General features: G+C 41.0%; 12 protein-coding genes. All 12 read left to right on the forward strand.

The genetic code is table 11. From position 1 onward, the window contains the following. Window positions 1-29: 29 nt before the first annotated feature. The 12 genes from SAY88_RS05105 (at window position 30) to lgt (ending at window position 14,931) form a co-directional block, all read left to right on the forward strand. Window positions 30-749: a thioesterase II family protein gene (locus tag SAY88_RS05105; protein WP_332629901.1), complete on the forward strand. Its 720-nt coding sequence runs from the start codon at window positions 30-32 to the stop codon at window positions 747-749. A gap of 980 nt (window positions 750-1,729) precedes the next feature. After that, on the forward strand, window positions 1,730-3,199 hold the full coding sequence (locus SAY88_RS05110; RefSeq protein ID WP_332629903.1) for a S41 family peptidase: 1,470 nt from the start codon (window positions 1,730-1,732) through the stop codon (window positions 3,197-3,199). A gap of 68 nt (window positions 3,200-3,267) precedes the next feature. Further along, window positions 3,268-4,506 (forward strand): PDZ domain-containing protein, encoded by a 1,239-nt coding sequence (locus SAY88_RS05115; protein WP_332629905.1) that lies wholly within the window; start codon window positions 3,268-3,270, stop codon window positions 4,504-4,506. Window positions 4,507-4,559: 53 nt separating this feature from the next. Further along, window positions 4,560-4,784, forward strand: coding sequence for a DUF2198 family protein (locus tag SAY88_RS05120; protein ID WP_332629906.1), 225 nt, complete (start codon window positions 4,560-4,562; stop codon window positions 4,782-4,784). Window positions 4,785-4,966: 182 nt separating this feature from the next. Further along, window positions 4,967-5,194 carry a DUF2187 family protein gene (locus SAY88_RS05125; protein WP_332629908.1) on the forward strand — a complete coding sequence of 76 codons (228 nt, stop codon included), beginning with the start codon at window positions 4,967-4,969 and terminating at the stop codon, window positions 5,192-5,194. Between the two features lie 152 nt (window positions 5,195-5,346). Continuing rightward, window positions 5,347-7,329, forward strand: a complete 1,983-nt coding sequence (uvrB, locus tag SAY88_RS05130) for an excinuclease ABC subunit UvrB (protein WP_332629909.1) — start codon at window positions 5,347-5,349, stop codon at window positions 7,327-7,329. A gap of 7 nt (window positions 7,330-7,336) precedes the next feature. Next, a complete protein-coding gene (gene uvrA, locus SAY88_RS05135) occupies window positions 7,337-10,207 on the forward strand; it encodes an excinuclease ABC subunit UvrA (RefSeq protein ID WP_332629911.1) in 2,871 nt (956 codons plus the stop codon). Between the two features lie 804 nt (window positions 10,208-11,011). After that, window positions 11,012-12,127, forward strand: a complete 1,116-nt coding sequence (locus tag SAY88_RS05140; RefSeq protein ID WP_332629912.1) for a DUF4097 domain-containing protein — start codon at window positions 11,012-11,014, stop codon at window positions 12,125-12,127. 70 nt (window positions 12,128-12,197) lie between these two features. Continuing rightward, on the forward strand, window positions 12,198-12,398 hold the full coding sequence (locus tag SAY88_RS05145; RefSeq protein ID WP_250097859.1) for a PspC domain-containing protein: 201 nt from the start codon (window positions 12,198-12,200) through the stop codon (window positions 12,396-12,398). Beyond that, entirely contained in the window at window positions 12,398-12,742 is a 345-nt protein-coding gene (locus SAY88_RS05150) for a phage holin family protein (RefSeq protein WP_332629915.1), read from the forward strand. The genes SAY88_RS05145 and SAY88_RS05150 overlap by 1 nt, the downstream gene beginning before the upstream one ends. A 315-nt stretch (window positions 12,743-13,057) precedes the next feature. Beyond that, window positions 13,058-13,996, forward strand: a complete 939-nt coding sequence (gene hprK, locus SAY88_RS05155; RefSeq protein WP_332629916.1) for an HPr(Ser) kinase/phosphatase — start codon at window positions 13,058-13,060, stop codon at window positions 13,994-13,996. Between the two features lie 74 nt (window positions 13,997-14,070). Beyond that, on the forward strand, window positions 14,071-14,931 hold the full coding sequence (gene lgt, locus SAY88_RS05160) for a prolipoprotein diacylglyceryl transferase (RefSeq protein WP_332629917.1): 861 nt from the start codon (window positions 14,071-14,073) through the stop codon (window positions 14,929-14,931). The last annotated feature ends 230 nt before the right edge of the window (window positions 14,932-15,161 follow it).

Below are 15,161 nucleotides of genomic sequence, written 5' to 3' on the forward strand. Positions count from 1 at the left end.
CGGTACTACCGAAGAGAGGATGGTTTGGAATGAAGAACAAGCTCTTTTGTTTTCCATATGCGGGGGGGAGTGCGTCCTTTTATAAAGACTGGAAAACAGATGGTAGCCTACAGGTCATACCGCTAGAGTATCCTGGACATGGTAGTAAGTATTGTGAGTCTCTCTGTGAGAGTATGTCTGAGTTAACAGATGTATTACTCGAGGAAATAGTCACCAACTATAACATAACTCCGCTACATCATTTGTCATTTTTTGGGCATAGCATGGGGGCGACAGTTGCCTATGAGGTTGCAGTGAAACTAGAGCAACGTTACAGTCAAAAAGTAGAAAATCTATTTCTTTCCAGCAAATCATCGCCCAATTACAAATTAGAGCAAATGGATTGTTCGAATGTAACCGAATTAAAGAAAACGTTAAAAAAAATTGGTGGAACCTCAGAAGAGCTTTTAACAGAAGATATATTACAGGTCTTCTTGCCGATCATGCAAGCTGACTTAACGATATTAGCTAACTATTGTGGCGGTCCAAAAGCTAACCAAAAATTGAGAAGTCATACCATGCTATTAGTAGGCTCTGAGGATACGGTGACAAAGGAAAGTATGGAAGCGTGGGACGAATATATAGAACCCATTGAAGGCATGCAAGTTTTAAAGGGAGATCATTTTTATATTAGACAAAATCAGGATACGGTCCTTAAACTTGTTCGTAACAACATCAGCAAAAGACAAAATGAACTTCTGATCATGTAAGTATACTATACGGGGCTGTCCCATAAGGTTATTAAATGACCTTTTGAGACAGCCCCGTTTTTTAATGATTTATTTCTTGAAAATGTTGATTTTGATTGGCATGCTCAACCGCATGTTGTAACTTATGCTCGGCCATATAGACAAGGGGACAGAATTGTGTAAAACCCTATGCTACTTTCATTCCACCACAAATAGCGGCTAATAATGGGATTTATGAATTAGACTTTCCAGATAATTTTGCTGTTGCCAAGTTAATATCGTTAACCCCATTGTGATTCGACAGTAGGCATTGTCACGTCCGTTATTCGGTTTCATTTGTCTAGTCTACATTATATTTTTTTACCATAAAACTTCTCATTTTTACACATTATGAAAAACCTCTTTATGACGATGGTTTCCGGCGTTAGCGAGTCTTTGACTTATTTACGATCATTGACTAAAATGAAGGGAATACGAAAACATAATATAATAAAAAAAGCATAGGTTAGAATGAAGCCACTGAAAAAGGTGAAAATCAGAGTTCATTGAAAAAACTCTTGAAAGTTAATCAAGGAAGCCGCAATGGCTCCACACGTTGCGCGCCTTCTATGAGAAACCCGCTCATAGCAGGCTTTTAAAAAATTGCAACGGTTCCGCTCATTGCTTAGAGTCCACTGAAAAAGGGAAAACCAACTTATTTCAGTGCTCTCGATTAAGTAGCAATGGCTCCGCATGCTGCGCGCTTTCTATGAGAAACCCGCTCATAGCAGGCTTTTAGGTGAGAGACACTTCTCACACCAAAGGCAGCAGCTCCGCACATTGTTAGAGGACACTGAAAAGGTACAAACCAACCTTTTTTTCAGTGTCCTCTAGAAGGATTCTCCATTTCATGATAAGAAGAGCGTTAAGATTTTTGCCTTCTCCTTTCTATGATCGAAAAACAGGATTGGGTTGGCTGCGAGATAATTGAAGTTGTAGATATAGTGGGAGTTGATAAGAATATGAACAAAAGACAGTTTCTTATGATCGTAGCAGCCGTATTAGTGTTAGGTGTGTTTGGTTTTTATTTCCAGGCAGCTCAGCCTAGTATTGAAACGGATACCGCTGCGTCAGGTGTATCAGGAAATGGAGGACAAGCAGAATCAGAACTTAGTGAAAAGGAGCTTTTAGATAAGTTCCAAAAAGCATTAGGAATTATTCATGAACAGTATGTCGATGAAATAACCGAGCAAGAGTTATATGAAGGAGCGATTGAGGGGATGCTCCGGACATTAGATGATCCTTATTCCGTTTACATGGACCAAGAAACGGCAACTCAATTTGTTGAGTCACTTGGGTCGCATTTTGAAGGGATTGGGGCAGAAGTAAGTATGACAGACGGGAAAGTAACCATTGTTGCTCCTTTCCGTGAGTCACCAGCGGAGAAGGCAGGGCTCCAACCAAATGATAAAATCATTGAAATTGATGGAGAATCAATTGAAGGTCTGTCATTGTACGAAGCCGTCCTGCAAATTCGCGGTGAAAAAGGGACGATTGTTAATTTAACAATTGAACGAGCTGGGCAAAACGATCTGTTTGAGGTTCCAGTCGAGCGTGGCTTGATTCCGATTGAGACGGTTCGTTCGGATGTCATTGAGCGTGACGGGAAGACATTAGGTTTGCTTGAAATTACGTCATTCTCTGAAGATACAGCTGATCGTTTTAAAGAAAAGCTAGAAGCACTTGAAGACCAAGGCATCGATGGATTGCTTATCGATGTGCGTGGAAACCCTGGTGGTTACTTGAATGCGGTAGAGGACATTGGGAAGCTTATTATTCCTGGTGGAACACCAATTGTTCAAATTGAAAATCGTGAAGGTGAAAAAATTCGTTATATGTCCAATTTAGATGAGCGAAAGCCATACCCAATTATTGGGTTGACCGACCGTGCTTCTGCATCGGCATCAGAAATTTTATCAGCTGCATTAATTGAAGGCGGAGGGTATGATGTTGTTGGAGAGCAAACGTTTGGAAAAGGCACGGTTCAACAAACGATTCAGCTAGGTGATGGTAGTGAGTTAAAACTATCGTTGTTTAGATGGTTAACATCAGCTGGGAACGACATTAATGGAGAAGGTGTGAAGCCGACCGTTGAAGTCAAGCAACCAGATTACTTCTACACAGCACCAATTTCGATTGGAGAAGTAGGCGAATTGCGTCTTGATATGATGAGTGAGCAAATTAAAAATGCTCAAATTATGTTAAAAGGGCTTGGGCATGAGCCTGGTAGAACAGACGGTTATTTTAGTGAACAAACGGAAATTGCCGTCATTGCCTTCCAACGATCCAATGATTTAGAACCTACTGGAAAAATCGATGAAGAGACAGCGTCGATGATTCAGCAACGTACGGTTGAAATGGTTCGTGAAAAAGAAAATGATCAACAATTGCAAAGAGCGATCGAGTTGTTACTTGAACAAACGAATGAGTAAAAGAGGAGTTTAACGATACATGTCGAATGAAAAAGGTACATCCTTCGCGCAATGAAGGATGTACCTTTTTGCATAAATGTGATACGTTAAAAGGAAGAATAGTTGAAGGAGATACAACTATGCTAAATGACATTTTACAAAGTATTGGAATCCTTTTAGTCTATTTTTTAATTAACCCCCTATTGTATATAGGCCTGTTTGCTGTGTATTTATTTTCTGGCAATCGCGTAAAACAAGAACGACTCTCGTTTCATACGAGAGTGTATGGGCGAATGGCTGATATTACGATTCCGTTTTTATCAGCGGTTTTGTTAGGTGTATGTGTATCAATCGTCACGATTGCGTTAGGGCTAACGATTACATTGCCGTTTGTTGCGGTGCTTGCGATTATTTATATTATCTTTGCGCTGACAACACAGCTTCGTTGGATCTCGCCGACATTTGTGCTTGGAGCCGTCTTGCTTTTATACGGTTTTGAGCCAGTTCTAAGTACAGTTGAAACACTCATGCCTTTGTATAACATTCTAGCGCAAATTCCAATCTTCGTTCCTGCAGCCATTTTAGCGATCATGGCGCTAGCGGAAGGGTTTTTGATTCGTATGAATGGGCATGTATATACGTCACCGTTACTTGAGCGAAGCAAACGTGGCAAGTGGGTCGGCATACATATTGCCAAAAGACTATGGATGGTCCCGATTATCCTCTTTATCCCTGAAGGCATTATTCCAGCTTTCTCATTTTGGCCTGTCTTAACGGTTGCTGATATAGGGTTACAACCTGTTCTTGTACCGTTTTTAATAGGCTTTCAGCAGCGAGTTAGAGGAACATTACCTCACATCCAGATTCGAACGATGGGGCTTCGTGTCATTGGTTTAGGGATTGTCTTTGCACTACTAGCTGCCGGTAGTTATTTTGTTCCTTTTTTAGCAGTTCTTTTAGGTGGACTAGCTATCGTTAGCCGTGAGCTACTTTCCTATTATGCGAAAAAGCTAGATGATAAGCTACCAGCATTTTTCTCAAGCCAGACAAAAGGCTGTGTCGTTCTTGGCGTTCTGCCAGGGAGCCCTGCTGAGAAAATGAATATTGTCGTTGGGGAAACGATTGTTAGAATTAACGGTCAAGAAGTATTTGATCAAACAAGCTTTTATGAAGCGCTTCAAATCAATTCGGCTTTTGCTAAAGTAGATGTTTTAAACCATGAAGGAGAAGTACGATTTGCCAAAGGAGCTCTTTATGATGGGGAACATCACCAGCTTGGTGTATTATTAGTAAAAGATGATGCCGATTTGCAAGATTCGATCGTTTAGGTCGAATTGAAAAAAGAAAAAATAGCAAGAGCAAAAGGAGCTTGAACAGACGGATGTTGGACTTAGTCCTTGCCCTCGTCATCCCGTTTCTTTTAATGATTGTAGTCACAAGAGTTACGTTTAGTATACTAGGTGCTTGTATCGTGACTTGGATGATTGTGCTATTTGTTTTACAAATTCATCAGCAATCATGGTTTGTTGGGGTGCTGGCCATAATTTCATTTATTTTGGGCTTAATCGTTGCCAAAAAAAGATTAGCGCACAAACAAGGTATGTAATCGAGAAGGTGGTGTCTTTTGACACTGCCTTTTCGATTTTTTTGAAATTCTTACGTAAGGTGTGCTGAAAAAGGAAAAACTAGTAATCTGAAAAAAATGACTTGATCATGTAGAATAGTCATTTTAAACTAAAAAGGATACTTAAAAAGATATAATAATAAGTGGAAAAGAGGAATTTGTCTATGGCTTTTGAAAAGGAAGAGAAAATAAATGAAAATGCAGCCGTGCTAAATGAAAAAATCATTTATGATGGCCTGGAAATGAAAGTAATTGCTGTGTATAACAATAGTGTCGCCGCAGAGTTTTTGGAGTTCCCTGTAAAAGGAAGAGAAGCAGATTTTCCTTATTCAAGAACAGCTGTGAACCATAAGAACTATAAAAGAACACACGAGATTTTAGAAGAAAAATAAATAGTAAACTAGCAACCTCAGAGATCTACGTTGATCTTTGAGGTTTTTTATAAAAAAATAGCAAAAACAGATGTTCGTATTATTTGCTTTGTAACTGGTAGTCTATGGTATAATACTTCTACTTATGAACAGTTCGTTGGGAGGTAGTCGGTTTGAGTGAAACGTTTGAGTTGGTATCAGCCTATCAACCGCAAGGAGACCAGCCTGAAGCGATCAAAAAGATTGTGGAAGGTTTGAAAAAAGGAGAGAAGCATCAAACATTGTTAGGGGCAACAGGAACGGGGAAAACGTTCACGATGTCGAACGTAATTAAAGAGGTGAACAAGCCTACGTTAATCATGGCTCATAACAAAACTCTTGCCGGTCAGCTCTATAGTGAGTTTAAGGAATTTTTTCCTAACAATGCCGTTGAATACTTTGTCAGCTACTATGATTACTACCAGCCAGAAGCGTATGTACCAAGTTCCGATACGTTTATTGAAAAGGATGCAAGCATTAATGATGAAATTGATAAGCTTCGTCACTCTGCAACGAGTGCGTTATTTGAGCGTAACGATGTCATAATTATCGCCAGTGTCTCTTGTATTTACGGTTTAGGCTCACCAGAAGAATACCGGGAGCTCGTAGTATCCCTAAGAGTTGGGATGGAGATGGACCGAAATGAGTTGCTTCGTAAGCTAGTTGACATTCAGTATGATCGTAATGATATCAATTTTACGCGAGGAACATTCCGTGTGCGAGGCGATGTTGTTGAGATTTTCCCAGCTTCACGTGATGAGCAGTGTATTCGTGTTGAGTTTTTTGGTGATGAAATTGATCGGATGACAGAAGTTGATGCCCTTACTGGAGAAATAAAAGGGGAGAGAAATCATATTGCGATCTTCCCGGCATCCCACTTCGTTACACGCGAAGAAAAATTGAAAAAAGCGATCACGAACATTGAAGTTGAGCTTGAGGAACGGTTGAAAGAGCTGCATGAAGAAGGGAAGTTGCTGGAGGCGCAGCGTTTGGAGCAACGAACGCGCTATGATATAGAGATGATGGCAGAGATGGGGTTTTGCTCAGGAATTGAGAACTATTCACGTCATCTAACGCTTCGTGAAGCTGGAGCTACTCCATATACGCTTATTGATTTCTTCCCAGAGGATTTCTTGCTTATTATGGATGAGTCGCATGTGACGGTTCCTCAAGTAAGAGGAATGTACAACGGGGACCGCGCGCGTAAAGAGGTCCTTGTAAACCATGGCTTCCGATTGCCGTCAGCTCTTGATAATCGACCTCTTCGGTTTGAGGAGTTTGAGAAAAAGGTCCACCAAGCTGTGTACGTATCAGCGACGCCTGGACCTTATGAGCTTGAGCATACACCGAAGATGGTCGAGCAAATCATTCGACCAACCGGCTTGCTTGATCCGACAATTGACGTTCGTCCAATTGAAGGCCAGATTGATGATTTAATTGGAGAAATTCACGCTCGTGTCGAACGGAATGAACGAGTGCTTGTCACAACATTAACGAAAAAAATGTCTGAGGACTTAACCGATTATTTAAAAGAAATTGGCATTCGTGTACGCTATTTGCATTCGGAAGTAAAAACGTTAGAGAGGATCGAGATTATTCGCCAGCTCCGAATGGGAACGTTTGATGTACTTATTGGGATTAACTTGCTCCGGGAAGGTCTCGACATTCCGGAAGTTTCGCTTGTCGCCATTTTAGATGCCGATAAAGAAGGATTTTTACGTTCCGATCGTTCTCTTATTCAAACGATTGGTCGTGCCGCACGAAATGCAAATGGGCATGTCATCATGTATGCAGACAAAATAACAAAATCGATGAACGTAGCGATAGAAGAAACAAAACGTCGTCGCTCGATCCAAGAAGAACATAATGAAAAGCATGGCATTATACCAAAGACGATTCAAAAGAAAATTCCAGACGTCATTCAAGCAACATTAGTTGCAGAAGACGCAGGTAAAGAAAACTATACATCTGCACCAACACAGAAGCTGAATAAAAAAGAAAGACAAGCAATGATTGAACGAATGGAAAAGGAAATGAAGGAGGCCGCGCGCGAATTGAACTTCGAGCGTGCAGCTGAACTTCGTGACCTCGTTCTTGAATTAAAAGCGGAAGGGTGAGGAAACGGTGGCATTAGAGAATATTGTAGTAAAAGGAGCGCGCTCCCATAACTTAAAAAACATAGACGTAACCATTCCACGCGACAAGCTCGTTGTGTTAACAGGCTTGTCGGGTTCTGGGAAATCGTCGCTTGCGTTTGATACGATTTATGCGGAAGGACAGAGGCGTTATGTCGAGTCACTCTCTGCTTATGCTCGCCAGTTTCTAGGCCAGATGGATAAACCGGATGTAGATGCCATTGAAGGCTTATCACCTGCCATTTCTATCGACCAAAAAACGACAAGCCGCAACCCTCGTTCAACGGTCGGTACCGTAACGGAAATTTTTGATTACTTGCGTTTGTTGTATGCCCGAATTGGAAAGCCAGTTTGTCCGAAGCATGGAATCGAAATTGAGTCCCAAACGATTCAGCAAATGGTTGATCGTCTCGTTGAGTACCCTGAGCGGACGAAAATGCAGATCCTTGCCCCACTTGTTTCAGGTCGTAAAGGGACGCATGTAAAAGTGCTAGAAGACATGAAAAAGCAAGGCTATGTTCGCGTTCGTGTTGACGGAGAAATGCGCGAAGTCGCGGAAGAAATTGAGCTCGATAAAAACAAAAAACATAGCATAGAAGTCGTCATCGACCGAATTGTCATAAAAGAAGGAATCGATACGCGCTTGGCAGACTCTCTTGAGTCAGCACTTGCGTTAGCAGGTGGTCGTGTACTCGTTGATGTCATTGGCGAAGAGGAGCTGCTTTTTAGTCAGCATCACGCTTGTCCTGAGTGTGGCTTTTCCATTCCAGAGCTTGAACCGCGAATGTTTTCATTTAACAGTCCATTTGGAGCTTGTCCCTCATGTGATGGCTTAGGATCAAAACTTGAAGTTGATATTGACTTACTCGTTCCAGATCGTACGAAATCACTAAAGGAGCATGCGATTGCAGCATGGGAGCCAACGAGCTCACAGTACTATCCGCAGCTATTAGAAGCGGTGTGTGACCATTATCAAATTGATATGGATATACCTGTTGAACAAATTTCCGAAGCTCTTTTTGATAAAATTTTATACGGGAGTGGGAAAGAGCGAATCTATTTCCGCTATGAAAATGAGTTCGGCCAAATTCGCGAAAACCTCGTCCTATTCGAAGGGGTCGTCAACAATGTCGCCCGCCGCTACAAAGAAACGAGCTCAGATTATATTCGTGAGCAAATGGAAGCATATATGACGCATAAGCATTGTCCGACTTGTAAAGGGTACCGTCTGAAAAAAGAAGCGCTTGCTGTCTTTATCGGCGGTCAGCATTTAGGGCAAATCGCTTCCCTTTCTGTGAAGGATGCGAAAGTATATTTTGAACAACTTGAGCTGTCAGAAAAGGATATGGCGATCGCTCGATTAATTTTAAAAGAAATCAATGATCGTTTAGGATTTTTAATTAACGTAGGGTTGGATTATTTATCATTAAGCCGCTCAGCAGGTACATTATCCGGCGGAGAAGCTCAGCGAATTCGTCTTGCCACACAAATCGGTTCATCGTTAATGGGGGTTCTTTACATTTTAGATGAGCCATCGATTGGATTACATCAACGCGATAATGACCGCTTAATTGAAACGCTTGAACATATGCGAAATTTAGGAAATACATTAATTGTCGTCGAGCACGATGAAGATACAATGCTCGCAGCTGACTATATTATTGATATCGGTCCAGGTGCAGGTGTTCATGGCGGGCAAATTACCGCACAGGGAACACCAGAAGAAATTATGAATGATGACAATTCATTAACAGGTCAGTACTTATCCGGAAAAAAATTCATCCCAGTTCCAAATGAGAGAAGACAATCAGATGGACGTTCTTTTAGTGTGAAAAAAGCGAGTGAAAACAATTTAAAAAATGTTTCTGTAACCTTCCCGCTCGGCGTTTTTATTGCGGTAACGGGGGTATCAGGCTCTGGGAAAAGTACACTCATTAATGAAATTGTCTACAAATCATTAGCACAAAAGCTTCATCGTGCGAAGGATAAACCTGGAAAACATAAAGAAATTGTCGGGCTAGACCAAATTGATAAAGTGATCGAAATCGATCAATCTCCAATCGGACGGACGCCTCGTTCGAATCCAGCTACATACACGGGGTTATTCGATGATATTCGTGATGTATTTGCCCTTACAAATGAAGCAAAAGTGAGAGGCTACAAAAAAGGACGCTTTAGCTTCAATGTAAAAGGCGGACGCTGTGAGGCATGCCGCGGTGACGGAATTATTAAAATTGAAATGCATTTCTTACCTGATGTGTATGTGCCATGCGAAGTATGTGAGGGCAAGCGCTACAATCGTGAAACGCTTGATATCACATATAAAGGCAAAACGATTGCTGATGTATTGGCAATGACGGTCGAAGAAGGCTTAGAGTTTTTCGCCAACATTCCAAAGATCAATAGAAAGATTCAAACTCTTGTTGATGTAGGGCTAGGCTATATTCGCCTTGGCCAACCAGCTACGACGCTATCTGGCGGGGAAGCGCAACGTGTGAAACTAGCTTCTCAACTTCATAAACGTGCCACAGGCCGGACGATCTATATTTTAGATGAGCCGACAACTGGCCTTCATGTCGATGACATTGATCGCTTATTAAAAGTTTTGCAACGCCTCGTAGATAATGGTGATACTGTCCTTGTTATTGAGCACAATTTAGATGTGATTAAAACGGTCGACCACATTATTGACTTAGGACCTGAAGGTGGCGACAAAGGCGGGCAGCTCGTCGCACAAGGTACACCAGAAGACGTTGCAGCAGTCGAAGGTTCTTACACAGGAAAGTATTTAAAACCGATCTTAGAGCGAGATAAAGAACGGATGGATCAATTGGTGCGTGAAAAAGAACTGACAACCTGATGTTGTAGGCGTGAGCGAGTAAGTGGCTCACGTCTTTTTGGTTGTATGCTTGTAGGGAGTGTGTGAAAAATAATGAAGGGAGATAAGGGGCATCTGAGTACTTAAAAAAGTGACAGTGTCAAAGAAGGGTGCAGGGTGCTAGATAAGCGATATAGGTACTTAAAAAAAGAAAATCGGCCAAAATAGGGTACCAGAAGAGGGGTTTAGGTACTTAAAAAAAGAAAACCGGTCAAAGTAGGGTACCAGAAGAGGGGTTTAGGTACTTAAAAAAAGAAAATCGGCCAAAATAGGGTACCAGAAGAGTGGTTTAGGTACTTAAAAAATGAAAACCATGTAAAATACGGTACTAGAAACGGGATCTGAATAACTAAAAAAGGAAAAGCCGATAAAGGAGGGTCACAAGTAAGCCATCATAGTATCCAAAATTAAAAAAAGCAGAAAACTAAGACCACGAGCACTATAGATGGCAATGGCTCCGCGCGCCGTACGCCTTTTGAGAAGGGCACTCAAAAGGCTAAACCCATAACGGCGGGTCCGCGCATTGCTCAAATCTCAAGAAAAAAGAAAAGCATTTTATTAATCGAGGAAGAACGGCAATGGCTCCGCGCGCCGTACGCCTTTTGAGAAGGGCACTCAAAAGGCTAAACCCATAACGTCGGCTCCGCACATTGCTCAAATCTCAAGAAAAAAAGAAAAGCACTTTTTTTCTTGAGATTTGAAACATCTTTTTTATTTGTTTCGTAATACAATAGTGTAGGTATCGTTTTGTTTGTTGGAATTATGGCTCATAATTATAGATGAGGAGTGAGTTTGTTGGAAGAACGTAAGATGGTTTTGAAGATGATTGAAGATGGAAAGATTACAGCTGAAGAAGGAGTTAAACTGCTAGAGGCGATGGAAAAAAGCGAGTCGGCCCAGAGCAATAAGAGAGAAGAACCAAGAAGAGAAGTTTCGACAAAGGTTGATTGGGATGAGGGTGAGCAATATCGCCAGCGCGCAAGGCAGGCGGCACATTCAACGGCAAACTTGTTTACCTCCTTTATTGAAAGCACAATTCAAAAAATTAAAGATGTCGATTTAGATTTTAATTTTGGGGCATCGATTGAAGTCGATCATATTTTTCAGCATCGTGATATTTCACCTAAGTCACTAGATGTTTCGCTTGAAAATGGCTCGATTACATTTAAGCCTTGGGATGAGTCAGATGTAAGAGTGGAGTGTAAAGCGAAGGTATATCGGGTAAGGGATAGTGATGAGGCACGTCGCGTCTTTTTACAAGAGTCATCGTTTCGGGTAGATGAGCGTAAGTTGCTTTTCCATACGAAAACGAAATCAATTAAAGTCCAAACAACGGTGTATGTACCAAAAGAATCGTTTGATCATATTAAGCTATATACATTTAATGGTCAGGTCGAAGGTGCGTCATTTGAAACAGATACACTTGACGTCAATGCGATCAATGGTCCTCTTGCGTTTTCTTCTGTTAAAGCGAAAAAAGCGATGGCTGAAACAGTAAACGGACCGATTGAATACAAGCAAGTCGAAATCGATGTTTTCGATGCAAAAACGATTCATGGTGGCATTAGTTTACGAGGAAAAGTGCAGGACTTTGATGCAGAAACAGTCAATGGCTCGATCACGTATCAGCTTGATCAGTTAAAAGAATCAGGCTATGCGGATTTGAAGGCGACTACCGGTAGCATTCATCTGTTTATTCCGAAAGAAAACCGGATTGAAGGGAAGTTGAAAACAAACGTAGGTGGCTTTACGATTGACATGGGTGATTACGAAACGTTAGAAGAAAAGAAAGAGTTCGCCCAAAAGTCATTGAGCTTTATTGGGAATCAACACTCGTCACCACGTGTGAAGGTGAATGCATTAACGAATACAGGATCTGTTCTAGTGAAAGATCAGGAATAAGAACCAAATAAGGAAGGCGGAATATGATGTTTTGTCTTCCTTTCTCTTAAAAAGAAAGAGGTGAGAATCAATGAAACGTTTGTTTAGGACACAATATGATCGCAAAATTGCAGGGATATGTGGTGGACTAGCACAGTATTTTTCAGTTGATCCAACGATTATTCGTTTGCTAGCTGTGATTTTGTTTTTCGTTACAGGGTTTTTCCCGTTCATCATTGGCTACATCATTGCCATTTTCATAATTCCGAATGAAGAGGATGTGAGAGACTGATGAGGTGGATTATTGGGTTAATTATCAATGCTTTAATTTTGATGGGGATTGCGTATTTATTTGCCGGCTTTTATGTATCAGGCTTTGTAGCTGCCTTCATCGCGAGTTTGCTCTTATCGATCGTTAATGCTATTGTCCGTCCGATTCTTGTTGTGCTAACATTACCGATTACTGTCCTCACACTTGGCCTTTTCTTATTTGTAATTAGTGCGATCACACTCATGTTTACGGCTGCTTTAATGGGAAGTGCTTTTGTGATTGATGGTTTCGGAATGGCTATCATAGCAGCTATTTTGATAGCGATCATCCAAACATTTGTCGTAAAACCAATGAGGAAAAAATAGGATTTGATTGTAGCTGTAAATCGTTACCAATATGGAAAGCACAAGCGTCCTTCATTCTCCAATGAAGGACGCTTTGTATGAAAAATGCGTGTGAAAACTCCACCATGTCTCCGATGAAGACCGTTTCCCATGAAATGCACCTAAGAAAAAGCCTTCATAAAAAGAGTTGTATCCAATATGTAATTGTTTCACCGTGATGATCTGATTATAAAAAAATTGTAGAAGTATGAAATGCTATCCCGTAAAACATGCTAAAATGGAAAAGGTATTCACTCCATTTAGTTAGCATAGAGATGTGAAGGTGGGATTAGCGCAGTGGCAAAAGTTACAGCAAATAATTTATTAGAGCGTTTTAACTTAGAATTAATCGCTGGAGAAGAAGGAATTTATCGCCCGATTACAACAAGTGATCTTTCTAGACCAGGGATCGAAATGGCAGGATATTTTACCTATTATCCAGCAAAACGTTTGCAACTTTTAGGTCGAACGGAGCTTTCATTCTTCGAGCATTTAAAGCAACATGAAAGAGAAGAAAGAATGTTAAAGCTATGTACATATGATACACCTGGAATTATCATTTCACGTGATTTGGAGGTACCTCCTGAGTTGGTTGAGGCGGCAGAAAAGGTCGGGGTGCCTTTGATGAGATCAAGTATGGCAACAACGCGTTTAAGTAGTAGCATTACAACCTTCTTAGATAGTGAACTTGCACCTATGACCGCAGTTCATGGGGTACTTGTCGATATTTATGGGATTGGTGTTTTAATTACAGGAAATAGCGGTGTCGGAAAAAGTGAAACAGCGCTCGATTTAGTTCGCCGTGGACACCGACTTGTAGCGGATGATTCCGTTGAGATTCGTCAAGAGAATGAAGGGACTCTTGTTGGGCGTTCACCTGACTTGATTCAACATTTACTCGAAATCCGCGGATTAGGGATCATTAATGTGATGACGTTATTTGGTGCTGGGGCTGTTCGTCCACACAAACGCATTGTTCTATGTATTAACTTAGAGCTTTGGGATCAGAAGAAGGCATATGATCGTCTAGGATTAGAAGAAGAGAAAATGAAAATTATTGATTCAGAGATCACGAAATTAACTGTACCTGTAAGACCTGGACGAAACTTGGCTGTTATTATTGAAGTCGCAGCTATGAATTTTCGACTAAAACGCCTTGGCTTTGATGCGGCTCAAGAGTTCTCTGAACGATTAACAGATGTTATTGAAGAGGGCGATCACGACGAATTTCGTTAAGAGTGTGGTATAATGGCGGCGTGTTCGATTATGAACGCGCCTTGTTTTGATATGTAGAAAGGGAGAGTGAAAACGTGGAAGAGACGATACAACCTTATAGCAGAATTTTTCTCGAGATCGGCCCATTTACGATCTATTGGTACGGAGCGTTAATAGGATTAGGTGTGTTTATTGGGTACCTGATCGCAACGAGAGAAGCGGTAAAACGTGGCTATCCAAAAGAAACGTATGCCGATTTGCTTTTATTTGCATTGCCAATTGCGATTTTATCAGCAAGACTTTATTATGTCATTTTCCGTTGGGAGCAATTTGCGGATAACCCGATTCGAATGTTTTATATTTGGGAAGGTGGCCTTTCGATTCACGGAGGGGTCATAGGGGGAATGCTGACAGCATATTTCTTTTGTAAAAAACGTGGTTATTCATTCTGGCAAATTGCTGATATTACCGCGCCGAGTTTGTTATTAGCTCAAGCAATTGGCCGCTGGGGTAACTTCATGAACCAAGAAGTTTACGGTGGTCCGGTAACAAGAGAGTTTTTAGAAGGCTTAATGCTGCCAGATTTCATTATCAATCAAATGTACATTAACGGTACATATTATCATCCGACCTTTTTATATGAATCGATTTGGAACTTACTAGGCTTCTTCTTACTAATCTATTTAAGAAGATTCAACTTAAAACAAGGTGAAATCTTCATGACGTATTTAGTATACTATTCATTTGCGCGATTTTTCCTTGAGATGATTCGTCTAGATTACTTACTTATTGGCGGCGTTCTAAAAACAGCACAAGTGGCATCAATTATTCTAATTGTCTTTGCTGTCATCTTTACAATTTACCGTCGGAAACAACCAAATACACCAAACTACCATGACCCGGCTATTACAGCTCAAACGAAGCAAACAATAAACAAAACAAAGAAAAAGAAATAGTATAAAAAGGCGCTCTACCTTTTTATACTATTTCGAAGCAGTGAGCGAAGCCGCCGTAATGTCTTAAGCTTTTTGAGCGAACTTCTCAAAAAGCGCACGGCGAGTGAAGCCACTGCAAACATGTTCGCACATACAATACAAAAAGGCGCTCTACCTTTTTATACTATTTTGAAGCAGTGAGCGCACCATAAAGAGGGAAGTAATATTTCGAGAAGCGAGAAGATTTTAAG

The organism is Halalkalibacter flavus (genome assembly GCF_036663575.1).
Lineage (GTDB): Bacteria > Bacillota > Bacilli > Bacillales > Bacillaceae_D > Halalkalibacter > Halalkalibacter flavus.